At 75.4% G+C, this 23,112-nt stretch carries 24 protein-coding genes; 14 read left to right on the top strand and 10 right to left on the bottom strand.

Annotated features, from left to right (window positions below; translation table 11 throughout):
* Positions 1-3: 3 nt before the first annotated feature.
* Positions 4-1,098, bottom strand: a complete 1,095-nt coding sequence (locus ACIRST_RS17885; RefSeq protein WP_402803072.1) for a DUF5937 family protein — start codon at positions 1,096-1,098, stop codon at positions 4-6.
* 101 nt (positions 1,099-1,199) lie between these two features.
* Here ACIRST_RS17885 and ACIRST_RS17880 point away from each other — a divergent pair, with 101 nt between their 5' ends.
* From ACIRST_RS17880 to ACIRST_RS17860, 5 genes are all read left to right on the top strand, one after another.
* Positions 1,200-2,510: an MFS transporter gene (locus ACIRST_RS17880; protein ID WP_402803071.1), complete on the top strand. Its 1,311-nt coding sequence runs from the start codon at positions 1,200-1,202 to the stop codon at positions 2,508-2,510.
* A gap of 27 nt (positions 2,511-2,537) precedes the next feature.
* The gene (locus ACIRST_RS17875; RefSeq protein WP_350521010.1) at positions 2,538-3,104 is read left to right on the top strand and encodes a hypothetical protein; all 567 of its coding nucleotides are present in this window, start codon (positions 2,538-2,540) and stop codon (positions 3,102-3,104) included.
* Between the two features lie 171 nt (positions 3,105-3,275).
* The gene (locus tag ACIRST_RS17870) at positions 3,276-4,079 is read left to right on the top strand and encodes an MBL fold metallo-hydrolase (RefSeq protein ID WP_402803070.1); all 804 of its coding nucleotides are present in this window, start codon (positions 3,276-3,278) and stop codon (positions 4,077-4,079) included.
* Positions 4,080-4,086: 7 nt separating this feature from the next.
* Positions 4,087-4,518, top strand: a complete 432-nt coding sequence (locus ACIRST_RS17865) for a nuclear transport factor 2 family protein (protein ID WP_402803069.1) — start codon at positions 4,087-4,089, stop codon at positions 4,516-4,518.
* Between the two features lie 137 nt (positions 4,519-4,655).
* On the top strand, positions 4,656-5,921 hold the full coding sequence (locus ACIRST_RS17860) for an NAD(P)/FAD-dependent oxidoreductase (protein WP_402803068.1): 1,266 nt from the start codon (positions 4,656-4,658) through the stop codon (positions 5,919-5,921).
* Positions 5,922-5,967: 46 nt separating this feature from the next.
* Here the strand turns inward: ACIRST_RS17860 and ACIRST_RS17855 are convergent, their stop codons facing one another.
* Entirely contained in the window at positions 5,968-6,957 is a 990-nt protein-coding gene (locus tag ACIRST_RS17855) for a right-handed parallel beta-helix repeat-containing protein (protein WP_402803067.1), read from the bottom strand.
* A gap of 163 nt (positions 6,958-7,120) precedes the next feature.
* Here ACIRST_RS17855 and ACIRST_RS17850 point away from each other — a divergent pair, with 163 nt between their 5' ends.
* Entirely contained in the window at positions 7,121-7,537 is a 417-nt protein-coding gene (locus ACIRST_RS17850) for a DUF3592 domain-containing protein (RefSeq protein ID WP_396551948.1), read from the top strand.
* A gap of 109 nt (positions 7,538-7,646) precedes the next feature.
* On the opposite strand, the gene ACIRST_RS17845 is transcribed toward ACIRST_RS17850, so the two are convergent.
* Complete coding sequence (locus ACIRST_RS17845; RefSeq protein ID WP_402803066.1) at positions 7,647-8,813, bottom strand: Clp protease N-terminal domain-containing protein; 1,167 nt, start codon at positions 8,811-8,813, stop codon at positions 7,647-7,649.
* Positions 8,814-8,981: 168 nt separating this feature from the next.
* Here ACIRST_RS17845 and ACIRST_RS17840 point away from each other — a divergent pair, with 168 nt between their 5' ends.
* The gene (locus ACIRST_RS17840) at positions 8,982-9,992 is read left to right on the top strand and encodes a S1C family serine protease (RefSeq protein WP_402803065.1); all 1,011 of its coding nucleotides are present in this window, start codon (positions 8,982-8,984) and stop codon (positions 9,990-9,992) included.
* Between the two features lie 112 nt (positions 9,993-10,104).
* Positions 10,105-10,479, top strand: a complete 375-nt coding sequence (locus tag ACIRST_RS17835) for a hypothetical protein (protein ID WP_350521017.1) — start codon at positions 10,105-10,107, stop codon at positions 10,477-10,479.
* Positions 10,480-10,722: 243 nt separating this feature from the next.
* Here the strand turns inward: ACIRST_RS17835 and ACIRST_RS17830 are convergent, their stop codons facing one another.
* Complete coding sequence (locus tag ACIRST_RS17830; RefSeq protein ID WP_402803064.1) at positions 10,723-11,133, bottom strand: hypothetical protein; 411 nt, start codon at positions 11,131-11,133, stop codon at positions 10,723-10,725.
* A gap of 12 nt (positions 11,134-11,145) precedes the next feature.
* Positions 11,146-11,709 (bottom strand): universal stress protein, encoded by a 564-nt coding sequence (locus ACIRST_RS17825; protein ID WP_402803063.1) that lies wholly within the window; start codon positions 11,707-11,709, stop codon positions 11,146-11,148.
* A 261-nt stretch (positions 11,710-11,970) separates the two neighbouring features.
* Here ACIRST_RS17825 and ACIRST_RS17820 point away from each other — a divergent pair, with 261 nt between their 5' ends.
* Positions 11,971-12,318 carry a GntR family transcriptional regulator gene (locus ACIRST_RS17820; protein ID WP_350521020.1) on the top strand — a complete coding sequence of 116 codons (348 nt, stop codon included), beginning with the start codon at positions 11,971-11,973 and terminating at the stop codon, positions 12,316-12,318.
* Entirely contained in the window at positions 12,315-13,337 is a 1,023-nt protein-coding gene (locus ACIRST_RS17815) for a DUF1648 domain-containing protein (RefSeq protein WP_402803062.1), read from the top strand. Before ACIRST_RS17820 ends, ACIRST_RS17815 begins: the two co-directional genes overlap by 4 nt.
* Positions 13,338-13,448: 111 nt before the next feature.
* Here ACIRST_RS17815 and ACIRST_RS17810 read toward each other — a convergent pair whose 3' ends face one another.
* The gene (locus ACIRST_RS17810; protein WP_402803061.1) at positions 13,449-14,657 is read right to left on the bottom strand and encodes a hypothetical protein; all 1,209 of its coding nucleotides are present in this window, start codon (positions 14,655-14,657) and stop codon (positions 13,449-13,451) included.
* Between the two features lie 191 nt (positions 14,658-14,848).
* On the opposite strand from ACIRST_RS17810, the gene ACIRST_RS17805 reads away from it, so the two are divergent.
* Together ACIRST_RS17805 and ACIRST_RS17800 are read left to right on the top strand one after the other, a co-directional pair.
* The gene (locus tag ACIRST_RS17805; RefSeq protein WP_402803060.1) at positions 14,849-15,598 is read left to right on the top strand and encodes a hypothetical protein; all 750 of its coding nucleotides are present in this window, start codon (positions 14,849-14,851) and stop codon (positions 15,596-15,598) included.
* Between the two features lie 211 nt (positions 15,599-15,809).
* Positions 15,810-16,649, top strand: coding sequence for an SAM-dependent methyltransferase (locus tag ACIRST_RS17800; RefSeq protein ID WP_350521024.1), 840 nt, complete (start codon positions 15,810-15,812; stop codon positions 16,647-16,649).
* Between the two features lie 44 nt (positions 16,650-16,693).
* On the opposite strand, the gene ACIRST_RS17795 is transcribed toward ACIRST_RS17800, so the two are convergent.
* Complete coding sequence (locus ACIRST_RS17795) at positions 16,694-17,368, bottom strand: response regulator (protein WP_402803159.1); 675 nt, start codon at positions 17,366-17,368, stop codon at positions 16,694-16,696.
* Positions 17,369-17,418: 50 nt separating this feature from the next.
* A complete protein-coding gene (locus ACIRST_RS17790) occupies positions 17,419-18,651 on the bottom strand; it encodes a sensor histidine kinase (RefSeq protein WP_402803059.1) in 1,233 nt (410 codons plus the stop codon).
* Between the two features lie 148 nt (positions 18,652-18,799).
* Here ACIRST_RS17790 and ACIRST_RS17785 point away from each other — a divergent pair, with 148 nt between their 5' ends.
* Both ACIRST_RS17785 and ACIRST_RS17780 read left to right on the top strand, forming a co-directional pair.
* Positions 18,800-19,738 (top strand): ABC transporter ATP-binding protein, encoded by a 939-nt coding sequence (locus tag ACIRST_RS17785; RefSeq protein WP_402803058.1) that lies wholly within the window; start codon positions 18,800-18,802, stop codon positions 19,736-19,738.
* Positions 19,735-20,595, top strand: a complete 861-nt coding sequence (locus ACIRST_RS17780; RefSeq protein ID WP_402803057.1) for an ABC transporter permease — start codon at positions 19,735-19,737, stop codon at positions 20,593-20,595. Before ACIRST_RS17785 ends, ACIRST_RS17780 begins: the two co-directional genes overlap by 4 nt.
* A gap of 52 nt (positions 20,596-20,647) precedes the next feature.
* Here the strand turns inward: ACIRST_RS17780 and ACIRST_RS17775 are convergent, their stop codons facing one another.
* Entirely contained in the window at positions 20,648-21,289 is a 642-nt protein-coding gene (locus tag ACIRST_RS17775) for a maleylpyruvate isomerase N-terminal domain-containing protein (protein ID WP_402803056.1), read from the bottom strand.
* A 105-nt stretch (positions 21,290-21,394) separates the two neighbouring features.
* A complete protein-coding gene (locus ACIRST_RS17770; protein WP_402803055.1) occupies positions 21,395-22,930 on the bottom strand; it encodes an MFS transporter in 1,536 nt (511 codons plus the stop codon).
* Between the last annotated feature and the right edge of the window lie 182 nt (positions 22,931-23,112).

Raw genomic sequence — 23,112 nt, 5'->3', positions numbered from 1 at the left:
CGGTCACCGCAGGACCGCCTCCAGGAAGTCCGAACCGAGACGGGCGCTGCCCGCCAGGTCGAGCTGGTAGAGCATGTACCGCCCGCGCCGCTGCGTGGTCAGCAGCCCCGCCTTCCGCAGCACCGCCAGGTGCCGGGACACCTCGGGCGCGCTGAGCTGCCAGGCGGAGGCCAGTTCGCCGGTGGTGTGCGGGCCGCGGGCCATGGTGCGGGCCAGCCGCAGCCGGACGGGGTGGGCCAGTGCCTCCAGGCGCTGCTGGACGAGGGCGAGCGAGACCGGTTCGGGCAGGCCGGCCTCGGCGACGGGGTACTGGAGGACGGGCCGCCAGCCGGGCGCGTGGACGACCAGGAGGTGGGGGCGGCCGAAGGCGGTGGGGATGAAGGTGACGCCCCCCTTGTCGGCGGCGCTGGTGGTGCTGTCCTGCAGCTTGTCGATGACGATCCGCCGCCGCCCGCCGCCCTGGTCGAGGCTGACGGAGGGTGAGACGGCCGCGAGCGTCTCACCGAGGCCCCGACGGGCCAGCAGGTCGGCCTTGCGCCGGGCGTCGGCGGCGAGGTCGGGCAGGACGCGCTGCCAGGCGTCGGCGAAGAACGCGGACACGCAGTCCTCCAGCATCCGCCGCACCAGCGCCCGCACGGCGGGCGGGTCGGCGAGCAGCCGGTCGGCGAAGGCGGCCTGCCGGGGGCCGCGGGCGAGGGCGAGTTCGCGGGCCCGCTCGCTCGCGGCGGGGTCGGTGAGCGGGGAGGTCTTCCGGAAGGTGAGCCGCGAGGAGCCGCAGGTGGTGATGAGGGCGCCGGCCACGAACAGCTCGTCGTCGAGCCGGTCGACGGCGTCGAGTTCCTCGGCGAGGGTCGCGCCGGGCAGGCCGGGGACGAGGAAGTCGGCGCGCGAGGAACGCCAGAGGAAGTCGGCCTCCAGCAGCCGCTCGGCCAGCTCCGGCGGGATCGCCGCGGTGGTGCTGCTCGCCCAGCCGCTCAGCGCCGGGTGGTGCGCCGGCTCGGCGAGGACGTGCAGCATGGCGTTCAGCTCGGCCAGCGGGGAGGGCGTGAAGAGCAGGCGCTCGTCGGACAGTCCGGTGATGTCGATGGTCACACTCACGCAGGAGATCCTGTCACCCGATCCGGTGACGCCTGCCGCCGATTGACGGGAACCGTCAATCCACGTGCCAGGCGGCCCGGCCAGGGCGGACGGTACCGGCCATGAGCCTGATCCAGGAGAAGTCCGTCCATGACCACGCCGCCGCCCGTACCGGCGAGCCGCCCGCCCTGCCGGTCGGCACCGGTCGCGGCGGCCCGTCCGCGCTGCTGAGCCTGCTGACCGCCGCCGGCGGGCCCCGGTACGCCGCCGCGCTCGCGGTGGACGCGGTGGGCGGCGGCATGCTGCGGCCGTTCCTGCTGCTGTACGGGATCGGCATGCTGCACCTGGGCGCGGGGGCGGTCGGGCTGGCGCTGTCCGCCGGGATGGTCGCGGGCCTGCTGGTGGTGCCGCTGACCGGCCGCTGGATCGACCGCGGCGCCCGGACCCTCCCCGCGGCCGTGACCCTGCTGCTGCGGGCGGCCGGCGCACTGACGCTGCTGCTCGCGGACGGCCTGCCGGTGTTCACGGCCGCGGCGGTGCTGTTCGGGGTGGGCAGCCAGTCCTGGCCGACCACGCACGCGGCGGTGGTGAGCACCCTGACGGAGGGTCGGCTGCGGGACGCGGCGCTCGCCGCCGGGCGGTCGGTGCGCAACGCGGGGCTGGGCCTGGGCGCGCTGCTGGCCACCGTGGCGGTGAGCGGCGGCGCGGGCGCGATCCGGCTGCTGGCCGGGGTGACGGCGGTGGCCTGCCTGGTCGCCGCCGCGCTGGTGGGCTCGCTGCGGGTGCGGGCGCACCGGGAGACGCCGCACAGGGCCGTACGGGCCGACGCCGACGCCCACGCCCACGCCGACACCGGGGAGCGGCGCGCACCGCTGCGCCGGATCAGCCTGCTGAGCCTGGCCAACCTGCCGTACGCGTTCTGCTTCGACGTGCTGGAGGTGGCGCTGCCCGCGCTGCTGGTGCTGCAGCTGCACGCCTCCCCGGCCTGGTCCTCGGGCCTGTTCGTGGGCAACACGGTGCTGGTGATCGCCCTGCAGCTGGCGCTGGTGCTGCGGCTGGCGGACCGTTCGCGGCGGGCCGTGCTGGCGGCCTCGGGCGCCCTGCTGTCGCTCTCGTACCTGGGCTTCTGGGCGGCCGGGGCGCTGGGCGGCACGCCGGGGGCGGCGGGCATCGCGGTGGTCTCGGTGCTGTACACGCTGGGCGAGATCCTCTACACCGGCTCGGGTACGGCACTGGTGGCGGCCGTCGCCCCGCCGCACCTGCTCGGGCGCTCGCTGGCCCGCTGGGAGCTGTCGATGGGCGTGGGCCGGGCGGCCGCGCCGGCCGTGGTGACGGCGCTGCTCGCCGCCGGTCCGGGCGCACTGTGGCTGCCGCTGGCCGCCGCCACCGCACTGGGGGCGCTGGCGGTGCTGCGGCTGGGCCCGGCGCAGTAGCCCCGGCCCGGTGGGATGATCGGCTCCATGGCCCTGACCCCGCACCAGCAGCACCTGCGCGACCGGATCCTGGCCGCCTCGGTGACCGCGCCGCCGGAGCCGTGGCGGCCGGTCGGCCGGGGGACGATCCCGGTCGGCGGGCTGCTCGGCATCGGCTTCGCCGTCCACCCGGAGAGCGGGCACGACCTGGTGCTGACCGTGTCGCACGGCGGGCACGGCCTGTTCGACGCCGTGACGGGCCTCAAGCTGGCGCGCGACCACGACCCGGCCGAGGACCCGGACGGCCCGGACCTCTGCTGCCCCGGGCTCGGCCAGGTCACCGATGTGCGGATCCCGGTGGCCGGGACGTGGGGCGGCGGCCTGCACGCCGACGCCGAGGGCGGCTGGCACGTCGAGGTCGCCGCCCCGGAGTGGCCGCACCACCGGGTGCTGCTCGCGACCGGCCGCGGGCCGTGGCAGGGCGAGCACGGCGAGAGCTGGTGGCAGGTCTTCGACTCCAGCTGGTCCACCCTGCGCGCCGCGGGCTTCTCCCCCACCGGCCGGACCCTCGCGGTGGCCACCAGCAGCGACCTCACGCTCTGGACCCGCGCCTGAGGTCCCGCCCTCCGGCGGCGGGCGCCGTACGGGCACGGATCCCGGGCGGACCCTGGCGCCGTACGGGCAGGGGCGCCGGCCGGCTGCGGCCGCCTTCCGGATGCGCCCGGGACGCCCAGCGCCGATGCTGGCGGCGAGGCGTGCCAGGCCCGAGGAAGGACACCCGATCCCATGAGTGCGCTCGACTTCGAGATCGTCGACAGCCCCGACAGCTCGCTCAACAAGACCTCCGTCCTGGTCACCGGCCCGCACGACGCCATGCTGGTGGACGCCGGGTTCACCCGCTCCGACGGCCGCCGCCTGGTCGAGCGGATCAGGGCCACCGGCAAGCGGCTGACCACCGTGTTCGTCAGCCACGGCGACCCGGACTTCTACTTCGGGGCGCAGGAGGTGCAGGACGCCTTCCCGCAGGCCCGGTTCCTGGCCACCACCATGACCGTCGACCACATCCAGGAGACGTGGGAGGACAAGCTGCGCGCCTGGTCCCACCTCGGCCCCGAGCTGGCCACCCGGCTGGTGCGGCCCGAGGTGCTGCACGGCGACGAGATCGTCTTCGAGGGCCACCGCTTCGAGGTGCGCGGCGCCGACTTCCACCTGCCGGACCGGCACTACCTCTGGCAGCACCACCACCGCGCCGTGCTCGGCGGGGTGCTGCTCTTCGAGGGCCTGCACGTGTGGACGGCCGACACCCCCACCGCTGCCCAACGGGCCGCCTGGATCGACCTGCTGGACGGCATCGAGGCGCTCCACCCGACCTGGGTGGCGGCCGGCCACCGGGTCGCCGACGCCCCCACCGACCTGAACGCCGTCGACCACACCCGCGCCTACCTGCGCGCCTTCGAGACCGAGATCGGCCGGGCCGCGGACGCGGCCGCCGCCAAGGAGGCCCTGGAGCGCCGCTTCCCGGAGCTGGGGCTGCGGATCGCGGTGGACATCGGCACCAAGGTCGTCATGGGCGAGATGGCCTGGGGGTGAGCGAGTCGTGATCGAGATCCCGAGGGACGTGGCCGGCTTCGCCGAGTCCTCCGCGCCCGCCGACGTGGTCCGCCGCCAGTACCTGGCCGCCGCCCGGGGCGACCTGGCCGCACTGCGCGCCACGCTCGCCGAGGACGTCGAGTGGACCGAGATGGCCGGTTTCCCGCTGGCCGGCACCTACCGCACCCCCAAGGGCGTCACCGCGAGCGTGATGGAGCGGCTGGCCGCCGAGTGGCACGACTGGACGGCGCACGACGACACCTACGTGGTGGACGGGGAGGAGGTGGTGGTCCTGGCCCGCTACACGGCCGTCCACAAGACCACCGGAAAACCGCTCGCGGTCCGGGTCGCCCACCACTTCACGGTGCGCGGCGGACGCATCGTCCGGTTCGAGCAGTTCACCGACACCGCGCTGGTCAGGGACGCGATGACGCCGTAGCGCCGCCCGGTCCCCCCGGACCCGCCGTTCACCCGTACGGGCGAGCGGGGCGCGACGCGCCCGCCACGGTCTCGACACACCACCCGGACGGCGTCAGGCTGACCCCGTTTCCACGGCCGGACAACGAGGAGTCGAGCATGGCGGGCACGGACATCGGCACCACCGGAGCGGGCGGCGGGCAGGACCGCCCGATCGTGATCGTCGGCGCTTCCCTCGGCGGCGCGAAGGCGGCCGAGGCGCTGCGCGAGGCCGGGTACGAGGGCGGCGTCGTCCTGATCGGCGAGGAGCACGAGCGCCCGTACGAGCGGCCGCCGCTGTCCAAGGGCTACCTGCTGGGCAAGACGCCCCGGGAGAAGATCTACGTCCACCCGCCGCAGTGGTACGCCGAGCACGACATCACGCTGCGCCTGGGCACGGCGGTGGCCGCGATCGACCCGGCCGGGCACACCGTGACGCTCGCCGACGACGGCCGGGTGGAGTACGCCAAGCTGCTGCTGACCACCGGCTCGGTGCCGCGCCGGCTGCCGGTGCCGGGCGCCGACCAGGACGGCGTGCTCTACCTGCGCCGGGTCGACGACAGCGACCGGATCAAGGCGGCGCTGCGGCCGGGCGCCCGGATCGTGGTGATCGGCGCGGGCTGGATCGGCCTGGAGGTGGCGGCCGCGGCCCGCGAGTCGGGTGCCGAGGTGACGGTGCTGGAGGCGCTCGAACTGCCGCTGCTGCGGGTGCTCGGCCGGGAGGTCGCCCAGGTCTTCGCCGACCTGCACCGGGACCACGGCGTGGACCTGCGCTTCGGCGTCAAGGTGGCCGAACTGACCGGCGACGGCACCACGGTGAGCGGGGTGAAGCTCGCCGACGGCACGACGGTGGCGGCCGACGCGGTGGTGGTCGGCATCGGCATCGCCCCCGCCGCCGGACTCGCCGAGGCGGCCGGACTGGAGGTCGACAACGGCATCAAGACCGACCGGCAGCTGCGCACCTCCGACCCGGACGTCTACGCGGCCGGCGACGTCGCGAACGCCTACCACCCGCTGTTCGACCGGCACATCCGGGTCGAGCACTGGGCCAACGCCCTCAACCAGCCGCAGACCGCCGCCCGCGCACTGCTCGGGCAGCCGGACGCGGTCTACGACCGGATCCCGTACTTCTTCAGCGACCAGTACGACCTCGGCATGGAGTACGTCGGCTACGTCGAACCCGACGGCTACGACCGGGTGGTGTTCCGCGGTGACCCGGCCGCCCGCGAGTTCATCGCGTTCTGGCTGTCCGGCGGCCGGGTGCTCGCGGGGATGAACGTCAACGTCTGGGACGTCACCGACCCGATCCGCGAACTGGTCCGCTCCGGTCGGGTGGTGGACGCCGACGCGCTGGCCGACCCGAAGGTCCCGCTCGGCGAGCTGTAGCCGTCCGGCGTCACGACCACCCGTGCACCCCGGCGTCCCGGTGCGGTCAGCCCACCGGGACACCGGGGTTCGCCACGCCCCGGCCCCCGGTGACGGTGTTGCCCGCGCCGATCGTCACCGGGCACGTCGCCGCGTCGTAGTTCGTCACGTCGATCGCGTAGCGGTCCGCTCCGGTGGCGCCGGTGAGGTCGGAGCGGTTGCCCCGGAAGACCGTGCCGCAGCCCCAGCCCGGCTGGACGCTGTGGGTCTGGTAGCCGTCGTCGGTGGTGCGCCTGCCGGTGTTGTTCTCGATGACGTAGCCGTTGCCCTTCACGTCGACCCAGGCGTCGTCGTAGTTGCGGCCGGTGAGGCCGTCGCCGTCGAAGGAGTTGCCGGAGACCAGGCCGCCGGTGGTGCCCTCCTTGAGGTCGACGTTCTCGGCGCCGATGTTCGGGCCGAAGGTGTTGCCGGTGATCTGCACGTGGTCGCTGCGGTCGGTGAGGGTGCCGGCGGTGCCGACGTACACGCCCTCGCCCAGGCCGTCCCGGTTCAGACCGGTGTCGTGGATGCGGGAGTTGCGCAGCGTGCCGTAGCCGCTGGAGTTGCGGAAGTGCACGCCCTCCATGGTGGTGTGGTGGACCGTCACGCCGTCGATCACCACGTGGTTGGCGGCATCCGCCATGATGCCCTTCTGGGCGCCGGTGACGGTCAGGCCCTGGACGGTCCAGTAGCTCGCGCCGTCGAGGTGGAGGCCGTAGCCGCCGCCGGTGGGGGTGGTGAGCACGGCCTTGGCGGAGCCGGTGAGGGTGATCCGGGCGGCGGCGGTGCCGGGCACGGTGGCCTTGAAGCTGCCGGAGTAGATGCCGTCGGCGAGCTGGATGGTCCGCCCGGGCACGGCGGCCGCGAGCGCGGCCTGGAGCTGCTTGGCGGTGCCGACCTTGACGACGGTCGCGGCCGGGGCGGCCGTCGCACCGGGGGCGGTGCCGACGGCGAGGGCGGCGACGGTGGCGACGGCGGTGAGGGTGGCGCCGAGGGCGCGGGGGGACGTCGGCTTCATGGACGGTGCTCCTTGCGGGACGGGTGGTGACAGGAACATGCCGTCGATCACACTGGACTGGACCATTCCGAAGCGTCAAGGGTGCCGCCGTCGGGCGATACTGGGATCCGGGGGGAGCCTCGGACGGCTTCGGGAAACCATCGGGCGGGGGCAGGGAGGCACGGTGGGCGGGACGGCCGGATTCGCCGTGGTGGTGTTCGGTGCGCTGGGCGGCGTCGTCGCCTACCTCGCCGGAGTCGTCGGGCTGCGCGAGCAACGCCGGCTGCGCCGGGTCGGCGTCCCCGCCTCGGCCCTGGTGCGCGCCCGCATCCGGGGGCCGGAGGACCACGCACTGCCGCCGCGTCCGCTGCTGCAGTTCGAGACGACCGACGGCCGGGTGGTCGAGATCTTCTCCCCAGTCCCCTCCACCACCCGCCACCCGCTGCCGGACGGCCGCTACGTGCCCGTCCGCTACGACCCGGCCGACCCCCGGCAGGTGCTGGTCGACGGGCGGGAGCGGACGGGGCTGGAGTACGGGTTCCTCGCCCTGGGGGTGCTGGCCGTCCTGGGCTCGATCACCATCGCCGCCACGGCGCTCTAGGCGGCCGGCGCGCTGCGCCTTCCGGGACGGGCCCTACGGGCGCTCCCGGCCCGCGCGGAGCCCCGCCGGGGTGAGGCCGGTGTGCAGGCGCATGGTGCGGGTGAGGTGGCTACACCACGCGCTGACCCTCCGGCCCGCGATCGGGTCCGCCCTGGCTGTCCTGACTGTCCTGGCCGTTGGGGCCGTTGGGGCCGGTGGGGCCGGTGTGGTCCCCCTCCCGGGCCGCGCCCCCGCCCAGGGCCTCGACCAGCCGCCGGGCCCGGGTGTCCTCGTCGAGCAGCGCCCGCACCAGTGGGCCGGGGGCCGCGCCCGCCAGGTAGGCCTCGACGGAGCGCGGATCGGCCGGGAGCGCGACCGTCCCGGCGGTGAGAGCCGCACGGGCACGGGCGTAGTCCAGCCCGACCCAGGCGAGCAGCTCGCCGCCGGTGTCGTCCACGTCCGGATGCGGCCGGTGGCCCAGGACTTCGTGGACGGCGAGGAGGGCCAGCAGGACGTGCTCGGTGCCCGGCGTCCGGCGGCCGAGGCGCAGCGCCTGGCCGTCCGTCTCCCGTCGGATCCAGTCCGCGGTCGGCGCCGCCGGGCCGGCCGCACCGGGCTTCAACAGGCGCTTCCAGAGCGGGAGTCGGTGCGACCGGCGGCCGAGCAGGGCGTCCCGGGTGGGATGCAGCAGCGGGTCCAGCGCGTCGGAGGCGCCGTCCGGGGCCGTGGCCTCGGGCGCGGGCGGTGCCGTCGGCGCCGGTGGGGCCGCCGGTGTTGCCTCCGGCGGGGTTTTCGGCCCGGGGTGCGTCGCGTCCAGCCGGTCCCGGACGGCCTGCGGCGCGACGCCCGCCGCGCGGAGCAGTTCGGCGGCGCGGGTGCGGTCGTCGGCCAGCAGGGCGCGCAGGACGTACTCCGCGGTGAGCTGCCGCCCGCCGCTGCGCCGCACCGCCGTCACCGCGGTGGACAGTGCGCGGGCCGCGGCGCCGGTCAGGACGAGGTCCGGGGCCCTGGTGGAGCCCAGGATCTCCCGGGCCGGCACACCGGCGTCGGCCTCGTCGTCCGCGGCCCAGCCCCCGCCGCGTTCGCGGCCGACGCCCCCGTCGCGCCCGCCGTGCCCGTGGCGGTCCCGGTCACGCAGCAGGGTGCGCAGCTCGCTCTCGGTGGCCCCGGCAGCAGCGAGGGCCGCACCGGCCGGGCCGCTCGACCCCACCACCGCGGTCAACAGGTGCTCCGTACCGAGCCGGCCGCCGCCCGTCGTGCCGAGCGTGCGCCAGTCCGCTTCCAGCGTGGTCTCCATCAGGCCCTCCCCGCACAGGTGGCTTTGCCCACACCATACGCTTGCTTTGCCTTCTCTTTGTAGTGGGCCGCCCGTCCGGACGGCATCGCGAGCCCGCGGCGGAAGCATCGGCGACGCAGCGTTGTTGGAAAGCGGGAGAAGCCGCGCCGGCGAAAAGGGGTGAGCACCGTGGCCGACACGCTCCCCGGGCCCGAGCACGTACCCGACGGCGGCACGACCGGCCCCGACGGCGGAGCCGCCGAGGCGCTGGACGCCTACTCGCGGATCGTCACCACCGTCGCCGCCGCGGTGACTCCGCGCGTCGCCGCCCTCCAGGTGCCCCGCCGCGGCCGGGGCGGCTGGTTCAGCACCGCGCTCGGCTCGGCGGTGGTCTTCACCGACGACGGCTTCCTGCTGACCAACGCCCACGTCGTCGGCCACGCCGACGCCGGGACCCTGGCCTTCGCCGACGGCACCACCTCCCCCTTCCACACCATCGGCGCCGACCCGCTCTCCGACCTGGCCGTGCTGCGCGCCGACGGCCCGACCCCCACCCCGGTGCGGCTCGGCGAGGCCACCGCCCTGCGGGTCGGGCAGCTCGTCGTCGCCGTCGGCAACCCGCTCGGGCTCGCCGGGACGGTCACGGCGGGCGTGGTCAGCGCCCTCGGCCGCTCGCTCCCGGCCCGCTCCGACACCGCCGTACGCGTCATCGACAACGTCATCCAGACCGATGCCGCCCTCAACCCCGGCAACTCCGGCGGCGCACTGACCACCGCGACCGGCGAGGTCGTGGGCATCACCACGGCCGTGGCCGGCAACGGGCTCGGCCTGGCCGTCCCGATCGACGCCACCAGCCGGCAGATCATCGCCACCCTGCTCACCGACGGCCGGATCCGCCGCGCCTACCTGGGCCTCGCCGGCGTGCCCGCGCCGCTGCCGCCCACCCTGCGCCGGCGCACCGGGCAGCAGACCGGCCTGCGGATCGTCGAGGTCGTCCCCGGCGCCCCCGCCGACCGCGCCGGACTGCACGAGGGCGACCTGCTGCTCACCGCCGCCGGCGAACCGATGACCAGCGCCCGCACCCTGCAGCACCTGATGCTGGCCGACGGCATCGGCCGCCCCCTGGCCCTGACGGTGCTGCGCGGCGCGGCCCTGGTCGACGTCATCGCCGTCCCGACCGAACTGCCCTCGGACGACTAGGCCGTGGTCCGAGCGCGACCACGGTGAACTCGACGACGGCGGGTCCGAAGCGTGAACGGCGCGGTCTCACGGGTGGTCGCGCGCGGGTTCGGCATGGGGCGAGAATCGGCGGGTGACCGAAGTGAACGTGGTGCACGTCTTCCTCTCGCGCGGCCGGTTCTCCTCGTACGACGACATCCGCGACCACGTCGACGAGGTGTGGTCGGAGAACGGGGACGCGGAGCCGTCCGCTCTCATGCGCGAGGTCGGGATCGCCGAGCTCGAACCGATGGGCGTCGAAGTCGTCCACGCCCGGGACGACGGCCACCCCGCGCCGGTCGCCCCCGAGGTGCTCCTGCACGGGGCCTCGTACGCCGACCAGTGGCTTCCCCAGGTGGAGTCGGCCGAGCCGGCCGACGCTGCGATCTGCGTCTTCGCCCCCAACGTGGTCACCGACCCGCGCGGCACCTCCCTGCACTACCTCGGCCGGTTCACCTACCGGGCCTGAGGGCCTTCGACCGGGACTGCCACCGCCACGCGTCGAGGCGGCCGGGCAGGGCGCGCGGAGCGGAACGCCGGGCCGCCCCTGACGGGTGGCCCCGGTCCGAACGTGCGCCCGCTCCGCGCACCCCGTTTCCTGCGGTCCACCGGTTCGGCGGGGGCTCCGGAGTACCGGCCGGAGCCCCCGGCCTCGCGGTGTGGTCCGCCGCCGGCGCACGGGGAGGCCGGCGGCGGACCGTTCGGGAGCGCCTCAGGGCCGGTGGTCGAGGCGCAGCGTCGACACCCGTACGGTGCGCCGTGGCAGCGCCGCGGGCAGGGCGACCAGCAGGGCGGTGGCGGTGAACACCGCGTAGTGCGCGCTCTCCGGCCAGGGGCCGGACCAGCCGAGTTCGGCGTGGCGGTGCTCGGCGAAGGCGTTGCAGCAGAGCCAGGCGGCCAGGCCGACCACCGGCGCGGCCCGGGGCCGGGAGAAGCCGCCGACCAGACCGCACAGCGCCACGTACGCCACGAAGGCGAGGCCACCGGAGTGCAGTTCGCCGAGCCCGCCGAGGCCGAGCGCCAACAGGCCGCCCGCGAGCAGGGCGACCGTGCCCGAGGTGCCGACCGGCAGCCGCTCCGGCACGGGGCGGAAGCGGCCGGCACCCGGTCGGGCTGTGTACATCCGCACCGCGGACTACCGCTTCGCCGCGAGGAGTTCGGGCGTCGGGCCGACCGGCAGGTGCCAGCGGGCGCGGCGTTCCCGCGCCTCCAGCTCGTGCAGGTCGTGGAGCAGTGCGGGCACCGGGACGGTCAGCACCGGGCAGCCCGCCCGCCGCGCGCAGTACGCGGACACCGAGCGCCGCAGCCGGCGGCGCAGCAGGCCGCCGCTCTGCCCGAGGACCAGCAGGTCGCCGGGCCGGTCGGCGACGTCGACCAGGGCCGGGCCGGTCTCGCCACGGATCACCACCGGGCGCAGCGGCACCGCGGGGTCGTTGCCGCCGAAGGCCTCGTCGAGGGCCTGGTGCAGGCGCTGTTCGGCGGCGTCCCGGACGGCCGCGAGCAGCGGCGGGCAGGGCGAGCGGCGGTAGCCGTGCTCACCGCCCGGGGGCTCCCAGGCCAGCACGGGCAGGAGTTCCGCGCCCCGCGCACGGGCCTCGGTCACCGCCCGGTGCAGCGCCGCCAGACTGCCCAGCGACCCGCTGACCCCGACCACCACCCTGGGTGTCCCGCCGTCCTCGTGCCGCTCGATGCCGTGCATGACCCGTCCTCGTGTCGTGGTGGCCGCACCGTGTCCCGGCGGCCGTACTCGTTCACCCAACCGCCGGTCCGGGCGCCCACCGGCACTTCTTGACGGCTCCCTGACGCCTGGTGCGGCGATCCCAACGCACTCCATACGGCGAGGGGCCGGGGTGGCGCGGCTCCCGCAGCCGGTGCACCGCCGACGGCCCACACTCCGCGGTCCGCGGCCCCCGCAGCCCCCGCAGCCCACGAGATGAATGGTGCTATCGTCAGTAGCACCATGTTGCTGAAGCTGGACGTCGGGGACACCCGACCACTGCACGAGCAGGTCGCGGGCGCGATCAGACGGGCCGTCGCCGAGGGCGAGTGCGCCCCCGGGGACAAGCTGCCGCCGGCCCGGGAGCTGTCCCGGGCGTTGGGCGTCAACTCCAACACCGTGCTGCGCGGGCTGCGCACGCTGCGCGACGAAGGGGTGCTGGAGTTCCGCCGGGGCCGCGGTGTCACGGTCGCCGCGGGGGCCGACACCCGCTCCGAACTGGTCGACCGGGTCAGGCAGTTGATCGAGGACGCGGCCCTGGCCGGCTACAGCAGGAACGATCTCGTGGACATGATCAGGGGGATGTCGTGACGGACGAAGGATCAGGAACGCACCGGCCGGGGGCCCGGAAGCGTGACGGCTGGGGCGGCCGGGGCGGCCTGTGGGCCGCGCTCGCCTGGTCAGTGGGGGTGCTGGCCCTGCTGGTCGCGCTGCCGCTGGCGGCCCGCCACCGGCTGCCGGACCCGCTGGCCACCCACTGGGGCGGGCGGGACCCGGACGGTTCGATGTCGCTGACCGGGGCCGTGCTGGTCCCGGCGCTCCTCTGGCTGGTCCTGGTGCTGGTCTCCGCGCTGCTGCAGCGGTACTGCGGCGAGCGGACGCCGGGCTGCGGGGCGGCGGCACTGGCGTCCGGCGGGGTACTGCTCACGGGGGCGCAGACCGCCGTGGTGCACGCCAACCTGGACCGCGCCCGGTGGCAGGACGCCGCGCCGATGGGCATCGAGGTGGTCCTGGTCCTGCTGGCCACGGCCGCTGCCGGCGTGCTGGCCTGGCTGGCCGGCCGCCGGTTCGGGGCCCGGACCGAGGCGCTTCCGGCGGCCGGGGCGCCGGCGCTGGACGTGCCGGAGGGCGAGGAGTTCGTCTGGCTCTCCTGGGCCACGAACCCGTGGCTGCAGCTGCTGGCCGCCGTGCTCGGACTGGTCACGGTGGCGGGTGTGCTGGCTGCCGCGAGCGGGCTGGCCGACCTGGACTGGTCGCTGGTGCTGCCGTTCGCGCTGCCCGCCGTCGCCGTCCTCGTCTGCTCCTCGGTGCAGGCGCGGGTGACCGCCCGCGGCCTGACCGTCGGCTTCGGCCCGTTCGGCCGGCCCGCCCGGCACTGGTCGCCCGCCGACCTCGTCTCGGCCCGCGTCGAGCAGCGCACCGCCGCGCAGGCGGGCGGCTGGGGCTACCGGATCAACGGGCTCGGGACCACGGTGATGCTGCGCGGCGGCACGTGCCTGGTGGTGCGCACCCGCCGGGGCACCGACTTCGCGGTCAGCGTCGACGACGCCGAGCGCGGGGCGGCGCTGCTCAACGCGCTGATCGCGCGCGCCGGGCAGCCGACGGGCTGAGCCCGGCCGCCGGCCGCGCCGGTCCGGTCGGCGGGTCCGGCGCCGGGTCCGGTCGGCGGACCGGTCCTGCCCGCCGGTCGTTCCCACCCGCCGGCCGGCCCTGCCCGCCGGTCAGTCCTGCCAGTGGAACAGCAGGGTGTCGACCTTCAGTGGCCCGCGCTCACCGAAGTAGTAGACGCAGAGCCCGGTGACGACGGTGTCCCTGGTGGCCTGGTCCACCCAGCGGAAGCCGGCCCCCTCCAGGACCGGGCGGGCCGGGGCGTCGTCCGTGTCCGTGCCGCCGGCGAAGGGGCCGAGGGTGCTGACGAACAGGCTGTCCTCGTCGAGCTCGATCACGTGGTACGTGCCCTCGCCCGCCCCGTTGTCCTCGTGTGCGGAGACCGGCGGGTCGAAGTCGATCCCGGCGGCCTCCAACGCCTCGGTGACGCGGCGCAGTCGGCCGTCCGCGTCGACGGGCGCGGGCGGATCGGTGCGGAGCGCCTCGACGCGCCAGCGCGGGTCGGTATCGCGCTCGCAGCGCGCGGCGTACTCGTGGACTATCGCGTGGCGCATCTCCTCGGGCAGGCCGGGGACTTCGACCCGGGGGCGGCCGAGGCGGTCGTCCCACGCGCGGGCCTCCGCGGTGTCGCCGGTGAGGCGGTGCAGCGCACAGACCGCCCACAGCGCGGCCTCGACGGGCCGGTCCGAGGCGAGGAGGGCGCGCAGCCGCTCGGGGTCGGCCGCGAGGGTGTGGGCCTGGTGGGCGACCAGGCGGTCCGGGTCGGCGAGGGAGTCGGTGACGTCCTGCCCGGCCCGGTGGCGCAGCCGGTCGCGGGCCAGCCGGTCCTCGGGGCGGGCGTCGCCGAGGTCGGCCAGCACGGTCGGGAGCCCGTGGCGGTCGGCCAGCGCGTCCAGCCCGGCCTCGCCGAACTCCCGCCAACGCGACCAGGGGTGGGCGGCGAGGGTGGCGAGTTCGGCCGTGGCCGTGCGGTCGCCGAGGACGCCGCGGGCCTTGAGGAACGCCTGGCACAGCCCGTACTGCCCGTCCCGGTTCCGGTCCGGGTGCCGCAGCCAGGGCAGCAGTTCGGCGCGGTCGGCGAACAGGTCGAGCAGGGCGACGCGCAGCTCGGCGGTCTCCCCGTGGTTCCTCAGGACGTCGAGCAGGGCGGGGGCGTGCGACTCCGATACCCGGTCGGCCAGGGCCTCGACGCAGGCGCGGCGGCGGTACCAGTGGCGCTCCGGATCGGCCGCGTAGCGGGCGAGCTCGTCGGCGTCGCGGGCGCGCAGGGCGGCCGCGTCGTACGGCCGCTCGAAGGGGATCAGGTCATCGATGCTGGTCACCGGGGGGATATTAGGCGGTCGGCGGGCGGTAAACCACTCAAATCAGTGGTGCTTCGAACGCCAATGCGGGTACATAAGTTGACGGTCACTCAGGTTCGGGCGGCGCCCCGTCGACACCGCCCCCGTCCTGTCCCCGGTGGCCGAGAAGTCAGCGGGCGCCCGCGCGCCCGCACCCAAGCAAGGAGGCGTCCGTGACTCACGACTCACGCGCGCAGGACTCCCCGGACACCCGGCGGGGCGTCCAGGACCAACGGACGGTCATGTTCCTCCGCCTCGGCGTCGGGCTGATCGGCATCCTGCTGCCGCCGGCCCTGCCGTTCGGCAACTGGCTGGCCGCCGAGGTGATGGGGCGCAGCACGGACGGCTTCTGGCCGGGCTCGATGAGCGCCTCGTACTACACCGACACACGGAACGTCTTCGTCGGCGCCCTGTGCGCACTCGGGGTGTTCCTGATCTGCTACCGGTTCGACCGCCGGGACGACCGCTGGAGTACGGCGGCGGGGGTCTTCGCGGTCGGGGTGGCGCTGTGCCCGACGTCGCCGGACGGCGCGTCGGACGTCCAGCGCACCATCGGAGTGTTCCATCTGGTCTTCGCGAGCCTGCTGTTCGTCATGCTGGCGATGTTCTGCCTCTACTCCTTCCGCAATCCCCGTTCCACCCAGCCGGCCCGGGTGGGTACGGCCTACCTGGCGGCGGGGGTGCTGATCCTGGTCGCACTGCTGCTCTCCGTCGTGGCCGGGGTGACGGGCATCGGCGACGACTGGTCGGTGCAGCCGCTGTTCCTCTGCGAGTGGCTGGCGACGTGGTCCTTCGGTGCGGCCTGGATCGGGGCCGCGCTCGAACTGGCGGCGCACCGCCGGGGCGGCTCCGAGACGGCGGCCGTGCCCCGGCAGCCGGGCGGGGCGCTGGTGGAACCGAGGCAGCCGGAGGCCCAGTCCTGAGGGCCTGAGGGCCTGAGCCCGTCGGCCTGGGCCCGTACCTCGGGCCCAGGCCCAGGCCCAGGCCCCGGCCCGTGCCCCAGACCCCAGGACTCAGACCCAGAGCCATACCCGAGGGTTCGTCATATCGTCGCACCGGCCGACCGTTACCATGCGCACCAAGGACCGCCACCGAGGCGGCCGGTGACGGATCCCCAGCAACGGGAGGACGAGCATGGCGAACGAGGTCGGGGCGCAGCGCGGTCCACAGGAGGACTACCCGTCGGTGGACCTGCGGATGGACGTTCCGCACTCCGCCCGGGTGTACGACTTCCTGATCGGCGGCAAGACCAACTTCGAGGCGGACCGGGTCGCCGCGCACGCCTCGGTGAAGGCCTGGCCGTCACTCCCGATCTCGATGCGCACCACCCGCGACTTCATGCAGCGTTCGGTGCGCCACCTCGCCGAGCAGTACGGCGTACGGCAGTTCCTGGACATCGGCACCGGCATCCCCACCTCGCCGAACGTGCACGAGATCGCCCAGGCGGTGGCACCGGATTCGCGGGTCGCGTACGTGGACAACGACCCGATCGTGCTGACCCACGCCCGGGCGCTGATGGACAGCACGCCCGAGGGCCGCACCTGTTACGTGGACGCCGACTTCCGCGACCCGGAGTCGATCATCGGCAACGCCCGGCTGCGCGAGGTGCTCGACCTCTCGCAGCCGGTGGCGCTGTCGCTGATCGCGATCGTCCACTTCGTGCTGGACGAGGACGACCCGCAGGGCATCGTGCGCCGCTTCATGGACGCGCTGGCGCCCGGCAGCTTCCTCGCGCTGACCGTCTTCACCGGCGACACCGACCCGGTCGGCGTGGGCGGCGTCGGCCGGGAGTACAACGCGCGCGGCATCCCGCTGCAGATCCGCGACAAGGCCGAGACGGAGGCCTTCTTCGACGGCTACGAGCTGCTCGACCCGGGCGTCACGCTGGTGCACCACTGGCGCCCGGACGCGGACGCCGCGCCCGTCCGGGACCAGGACATCGCGATGTACGCGGGCGTGGCGGTCAAGCGCTGAACCCGTCTCCCACTCCGGCCCACGGCGGGCCGCGGCGGCCCCGGTCACCCGGGGACGGAGACCAGGCCCGCCTCGTAGGCCAGGATGACCAGCTGCACCCGGTCCCGGGCGTCGAGCTTGGCGAGCAGCCGGGTCATGTAGGTCTTGACGGTGGCGATGCTGAGCACCAGCTCGGCGGCGATCTCGGTGTTGGACAGGCCCCGGCCGACCAGCGTGAGGATCTCCCGCTCCCGGTCGGTGATCGCCGCCAGCCGGCGCACGGCCTCGTTCCGCGCGCCGGGACCGGCCGGCCGGCCGGGAAGGGCGCCGGGCAGTCGGCCGTCCCGGGAACCGCCCCATGAGCCGGGCGGACGGCCGGCCGCGAAGGCACCGATCAGCCGCCGGGTGACGCTCGGCGCGATCAGCGCGTCCCCGGCGGCGACCACCCGCACCGCGCCGAGGATGTCGTCCAGTGCCATGTCCTTGACCAGGAACCCGGACGCCCCGGCGTGCAGCGCCGCGTAGACGTGCTCGTCCTCGTCGAAGGTGGTGAGCACGACCACCCGGGTCGGACCGCCGGCGGCGGTCACCAGCCGGGTGGCCTCGATGCCGTCCGTCCCTGGCATCCGGATGTCCATCACCACGACGTCCGGGCACAGTTCGGCCGCCAGCCGGACGGCCTCCGCCCCGGTGCCCGCCTCGCCGACCACCTCGATGTCGGTGGTCTCCGCGATGACCATCTCCAGCGCGGCCCGTACCAGCGGCTGGTCGTCGGCCAGGACGACCCGGATCACGCGCGCACCTCCCCCGCAACCGCGGGGACCGTGACCCCGACCGGGATCGCCACCGGCCCCGGGACCGGCAGCGTGGCCGCGACCCGGAAGCCGCCGTCGGCGCCCGGCCCGGCGTCGAACCGGCCGTGCAGCAGGGCGACCCGCTCGCGCAGCCCGGCCAGCCCGAAGCCGCTGCCCGGGTCGCTGCCGTGCCCCCGGCCCCGGTCGGTGACCTCGACGGACAGCTCCCCCGCCGTCCGGGAGTCGACCCGGACCACGCAGGCGTCGGCGTCCGCGTGCCGGACCACGTTGGTGACGGACTCCTGGATGATCCGGAAGGCCGCGAGGTCGATCTCCGGTGGCAGCGCCCGCTGTTCGCCGTGCCGCCGGACCTCCACCCGCACCCCCGCCGCTGTGGTCGCCCCGGCCAGCCGGTCGAGGTCCGCCAGGCCCTGCGCGCCGGTGCCCGGGCCGTCGCCGTCGGCCCGGCGCAGGACGACGAGCATCCGGCGCAGCGCGGCCAGGGTGTCCCGCCCGGCGGCCTCGATCTCGCCGAGCGCCGCCTTGGCGCGTTCGGGCCGGCGGTCGATGACCCGGCGGGCGGCACCCGCCTGGAGCGCGACGATGCCCAGGCTGTGCGCGACGGTGTCGTGCATCTCCCGGGCGATCCGGAGCCGTTCGGCGGTGACCGCCTCGGCGGCCGCCCGGCTGCTCAGCGCCTCGGCGTGCTCCCGGTTCTGCCGCACCGAGCGCCCGACCAGCCAGGCGACCAGCGCGAGCAGCGCGGCGCCGTCGGCGGAGCCGATGTGGGTGCCGGTGAAGATGCCGACGGTGTTGCCGCGCACCAGGCCGATGTGCAGCACCAGGAAGCCCATGACGAGGGCGAACGCGGCCCGCGAGGTGCGGCGCGGCCGGGTGGCGGTGATCAGGCAGAGCGCGGTGTCCACGGCCAGCAGCGCGCCGGGCGGCACCTGGGTGCCGCCGGACCAGCCGTCGGTCTCGGTCCAGGTGGCGAGCAGCAGCAGGACGACCGACAGCACCGGCAGCCGGCGCACCGACGCGGCGCCCGCGAAGGCCACCGCCGTGTCGGCCAGGGTGAACGCCCACCCGCCGTGCGCGGCGGCGCCGTGGTGCTGCGCGGAGCCACCGAGCCGGACGGCGGGGTAGGCGGCGGCCACGCACCAGGCGAGCCCGACCCAGATCTCGGGCGGGACGCGCCGGAACAACGGCGGGGTGGGGGTCGACGGCATGGTCCACGATCGTAACGGCGGCCCGACGAGCCGTCATCCGACCGTGGTTGTACGGCCGGGGGTGACCTGCGCGTACGGCCGGGGGTGACCCGCGTTGTCGACACCGGTCCGATGTGCGAGCCGCCGCTCCCCCGGCACCGTGGAACCCATGATCGAAGTCAACGAGTTGACGAAGCGCTACGGCCGCCGCACCACCGTGCGGACCGCCGTCGACCGCCTCACCTTCACCGTCCGGCCCGGCGCCGTCACCGGCTTCCTCGGCCCCAACGGCGCCGGCAAGTCCACCACCCTGCGACTGGTCCTCGGCCTCAACGACCCCACCACCGGCAGCGTCACCGTCGACGGCCGCCCCTTCCGCGGCCGACCGCGCGGGCTGCGGCACGTCGGCGCGCTGCTGGACGCGGGCGACGTCCACGGCGGACGCAGCGGCCGCGCCCACCTACAGGCACTGGCCCGCAGCAACCGGATCCCGGCCGCACGCGTCGAGGAGGTGCTGGAGGAGGTCGGGCTGGGCCGGGCCGCCGGGCGGCGGATCGGCGGCTACTCGCTGGGCATGAGGCAGCGGCTCGGCATCGCGGGCGCGCTGCTCGGCGACCCGCCGGTGCTGCTCTTCGACGAGCCGCTGAACGGGCTGGACCCGGAGGGCGTGCTGTGGGTGCGCGGACTGTTCCGCCGCCTCGCCGCCGAGGGGCGCACGGTGTTCGTCTCCAGCCACATGATGGCCGAGATGGAGCACACCGCCGACCGCCTGGTGGTCATCGGGCGCGGCCGGCTGATCGCCGACGAGGGCCTGGCGGAGTTCTCCGCCCGCAACGCGACGACCTCGGTGACCGTCCGCTCACCCGAACTCCCGCTGCTGGCCGAAGCATTGCGGACGGAAGGCGCCGACGTACAGCTCCACGAGCCGCAGTCGGCGATCGTCACCGGACTGCCCGCCGAACGGATCGGCGAACTCGCCCTGCGACACGGCGTGGTGCTCGGCGAACTGACCACCCGCACCTCGTCCCTGGAGACCGCGTTCATGTCCCTGACCGCCGACAGCGTCGAGTACCCGGCGACCGAACACCCGGCTGGAGACCCCCGATGAGCACCACGAGCACCACCCTCACCCCCCTCGCCCCGACCGCCCCGCACACCGCCGAACCCGCACCCCGCTTCACCGACCTGCTCGCCGCCGAGTGGATCAAACTCCGATCACTGCGCTCGATCCCCTGGGTGCTCGGCCTGAGCGCCGTAACCATCGTCGCCGCCAACCTCAAGTCCGCCCTGTACACCCGCGACCACTACACACCGGGCAGCGGCGATCCGGCGGCCATGGCGCAGGCGGCGCTGAACGACGCCTTCAACCTCGCTTCCGCCGACATCCTGCTGCTCCTCGGAGGCGGCCTCGGCGCGATCGTCATCGCCGGCGAGTACGCGACCGGGCTGATCCGCACGACGCTGGCCGCCGTGCCCGACCGCAGGGCGGTGCTGGTGGCCAAGGCCTGCGTCCTGGCCGCCGTGATGCTCGGCTTCGGCGTGCTCACCGTCGGCGTGTCCTTCGGCCTCAGCCAGGCGGTCCTGTCCGACTCCGGCATCGGACAGTCCCTCACCGACCCCGCCGCCTTCCGGTACGTCGCGGCGGCCACGCTGTTCGGCCCGGTCTGCGCGCTGGTCGGGCTCGGGATCGGCACCCTGATCCGGCACAGCGCGGGCGCGGTGGTGGGCACCGTCGTGGTGCTGTTCTTCCTCCCGTCCCTCGTCACCGAGCGCTACCGCTGGACGGCCGACCTGCTGCACGCCCTGCCGCTGCCCGCCTGGCAGCGCCTGGCCCGGATCAGCCTGGCCGGCTGGCGCCCCAGCGCCTACCCCGCGACCGTCGCAGGCTCCTGGATCACCCTCGCGGCCTGGTCGTTCGCCTCGGTGGCGATCGCGGCACTGGTGATCCACCGCCGGGACCACTGACGGCCGGGGAAGGCCCGAACAGCCGGCCACTGCCGCCACGACCTGCCACGGCTCAGAACGCCGCGATGCTCCCCGGTGCCCGCTCGGCCCGGCTGAGCCCCCGCAGCACGCCCACCCACCCGTGCCGCCGGACCGCCAGCCGGGCCAGCAGTGCGGCCACCGAGTCGGCGGTCTCCGGCGGGAGTCCGGGGGTCGGGACGCCCACGCTGACCGCCAGGTCGTCGGCGTGGACGGCCAGTTCCATCGTCCGGGTCGCCAACAGGTCGTCGAGCGTGAGCGACCACGGCCCCCAGAACGGCAGCCGGGCCGGGCGGGTGCCGTCCGCCGCCGCCAACGCGGTCGTCAGCTCCGCGACGGCGGCGTCGACCCGGCGGTGCAGGGCGGCCGGACCGTCGGCGGCGAACGCCTCACTGCCCTGCCGGATCCGGACGTTGATGTCCGCGTCGAGCTCCGCGCCGACCCACGCGACCCGGGCGTAGTGGTCCAGCAGGCCGATCGTCGTCTCGGTCGGCGGCGCGGCGGCCAGGGCCTCGGACACGCACAGGACCTGGAAGGCCAGGTGCCCGGCCAGCCCGCCGACGCTCCACTCCGCCAGCGCGCTCGGCCGCCGCCAGGCCTCGGCCACCTCGGGCACGCGGAGCAGCTGTTCGGCCGCGCGGGCCGCGGCCAGGAAATCCGCTCGGGAATCGCTCACGATCCGCTCCCTACCGCACCACGGAGGCCCGGAAACCGGACCCCACCGACCGCACCGGACCGCACCGTCGACCGCTCCACCGCCGCACCGCCGCACCGCAGCCGTTCACGAGCCACCGCCGCCCGGTCCACCGGACCCGCTGGATCCGTCCGACCCACCCGACCCGGCCGAGGTGGGCGGCGCTCCCGCCACGGTGTCCACCAAGGCCACCAGCAGAGCCGTCAGCACCAGCCCCGCCGCGACCGTCACGCCCAGCTGGAAGGCCGTCGCCCAGTCCGGGTGCCGACCGCGCGCGTGGGCGAAGAACACCGACCCGACGACCGCGATGCCCACCGCCGAACCGACCCGCTGCGCGGTCTGCAGCACGCCGCCCGCACTGCCCGCCCGGGCGACCGGCACCTGCTGGAGGGTCAGCGTCTGGTTCGGGGCGATCACCAGCCCGCTGCCCACCCCGGCGACCAGCAGCGGCAGCGCCGTCGTCCAGCCCACCCGGGGCCCCGACCACAGCTGCACCGCGAGCGCCGCGGCCAGCAGGCCGGCCAGCACCAGCAGCAGCCCCACCACCACCAGCCGCCTGCCGAGGCGGCTCACCAGCCGCCCGCCCACCGCCGCGGCCGCTCCCGAACCGATCGCGAACGGGGTGATCGCCACGCCCGCCGCAAGGGCCGAGTAGTGCAGGCCGACCTGCAGGTACAGCGTGAAGATGAAGAAGATCGCGGTGAACCCCGCGAAGTACGCCAACGACAGCAGCACCCCCGCCGCGTACGGGCGCACCGCGAACAGCGCCATGCTCACCAGCGGCTCGTGCCGCCGCCCGTAGTGCACCTCCCAGCCGACGAAGGCCCCGAGCAGCACCGCCGACACCGGCAGCAGCAGCCACCGCGCCGGGCTGTGCCACTGCTGTGCCTGGACGAACGGCAGCAGCAACGCGACCGTGCCGGCGCCGAGCAGCACCACGCCGACCGGGTCGAAGTCGCGGTGCCCGGCGCGCTCGGCGGCCGGCGGGGGCGCCGGGAGCAGCCGGTGGGCGATCGGCAGGGCGGCGACGCCGATCGGCAGGTTCACCAGGAACACCCAGCGCCAGCCGTCCTGCGGGCCGGACAGGTGGATCAGCAGCCCGCCGAGCAGCGGTCCGACGGCGGTCGACAGCCCGATGGTGGCGCCGAGCGCGCCGAAGGCCCGGCCGCGGTCGGCGCCCCGGAAGAGGGTCTGGATGAAGCCGGACACCTGCGGGACGAGCACGCCACCCGCCGCGCCCTGGAAGAGCCGGGCCAGCACCAGCCACTCCTGGCTCTGCGCCGCGCCGGCCAGCGCGCTGGCCGCGGTGAACAGGGCGAGTCCGGTGAGGAAGACGGCGCGCCGGCTGCGCGCGTCGCCGAGCCGTCCGGCCGGGACGAGCACCAGGCCGAAGGCCAGCGCATAGCCGCTGAGCACCCACTGCAGGCCGCTCTCCGACATGTGCAGCCCGGCCCGTACGGTCGGCAGGGCGACGTTGACGATGCTGACGTCCAGCAGGGTCATGAAGCCGGCGACCAGGCAGACCGCGAGCGCCCGCCAACGCCGCGTGTCGGCCCGGCCGCCCGCGGCGGAAGCGCCGGGCGGGTCCGGGTGCGCGGTGGCGGACGGGGCGTCGGGGGTCATGGGAGCCTCTTCCCGGTGTCCGGGGCGGCTTGCTCGCTGCCCGGCCGGTGGTCGGCGGGCTTCGCTCGGCTCATCGTCGCCCCGCCCTCCGGGTACCGCCACCCGGGTCGTACCCGGGCAGCGCTCCCTTCCGCTCCCCCGGCCGCCTCACCCGGCAGCTTCCCCCGCAGCCTCACCCGAAC

It is taken from the genome of Kitasatospora sp. NPDC101447, from assembly GCF_044767225.1.
In the GTDB taxonomy this organism is placed as follows: Bacteria; Actinomycetota; Actinomycetes; order Streptomycetales; family Streptomycetaceae; genus Kitasatospora.
Note: the sequence above shows the minus strand (reverse complement) of the source record. Positions and strands in the feature narration are given on the sequence as shown.

What these genes read in the sequence shown, in the direction of transcription:
- ACIRST_RS17830 (WP_402803064.1), bottom strand. Translation starts at nt 11,133, where the DNA reads ATGTACACAGCCCGACCGGGTGCCGGCCGCTTCCGCCCCGTGCCGGAG.
- ACIRST_RS17820 (WP_350521020.1), top strand. Translation starts at nt 11,971, where the DNA reads ATGTTGCTGAAGCTGGACGTCGGGGACACCCGACCACTGCACGAGCAG.
- ACIRST_RS17785 (WP_402803058.1), top strand. Translation starts at nt 18,800, where the DNA reads ATGATCGAAGTCAACGAGTTGACGAAGCGCTACGGCCGCCGCACCACC.
- ACIRST_RS17845 (WP_402803066.1), bottom strand. Translation starts at nt 8,813, where the DNA reads ATGGAGACCACGCTGGAAGCGGACTGGCGCACGCTCGGCACGACGGGC.
- ACIRST_RS17855 (WP_402803067.1), bottom strand. Translation starts at nt 6,957, where the DNA reads ATGAAGCCGACGTCCCCCCGCGCCCTCGGCGCCACCCTCACCGCCGTC.
- ACIRST_RS17770 (WP_402803055.1), bottom strand. Translation starts at nt 22,930, where the DNA reads ATGACCCCCGACGCCCCGTCCGCCACCGCGCACCCGGACCCGCCCGGC.
- ACIRST_RS17860 (WP_402803068.1), top strand. Translation starts at nt 4,656, where the DNA reads ATGGCGGGCACGGACATCGGCACCACCGGAGCGGGCGGCGGGCAGGAC.
- ACIRST_RS17795 (WP_402803159.1), bottom strand. Translation starts at nt 17,368, where the DNA reads ATGGTCATCGCGGAGACCACCGACATCGAGGTGGTCGGCGAGGCGGGC.
- ACIRST_RS17870 (WP_402803070.1), top strand. Translation starts at nt 3,276, where the DNA reads ATGAGTGCGCTCGACTTCGAGATCGTCGACAGCCCCGACAGCTCGCTC.
- ACIRST_RS17880 (WP_402803071.1), top strand. Translation starts at nt 1,200, where the DNA reads ATGAGCCTGATCCAGGAGAAGTCCGTCCATGACCACGCCGCCGCCCGT.
- ACIRST_RS17875 (WP_350521010.1), top strand. Translation starts at nt 2,538, where the DNA reads ATGGCCCTGACCCCGCACCAGCAGCACCTGCGCGACCGGATCCTGGCC.
- ACIRST_RS17780 (WP_402803057.1), top strand. Translation starts at nt 19,735, where the DNA reads ATGAGCACCACGAGCACCACCCTCACCCCCCTCGCCCCGACCGCCCCG.
- ACIRST_RS17825 (WP_402803063.1), bottom strand. Translation starts at nt 11,709, where the DNA reads ATGCACGGCATCGAGCGGCACGAGGACGGCGGGACACCCAGGGTGGTG.
- ACIRST_RS17800 (WP_350521024.1), top strand. Translation starts at nt 15,810, where the DNA reads ATGGCGAACGAGGTCGGGGCGCAGCGCGGTCCACAGGAGGACTACCCG.
- ACIRST_RS17790 (WP_402803059.1), bottom strand. Translation starts at nt 18,651, where the DNA reads ATGCCGTCGACCCCCACCCCGCCGTTGTTCCGGCGCGTCCCGCCCGAG.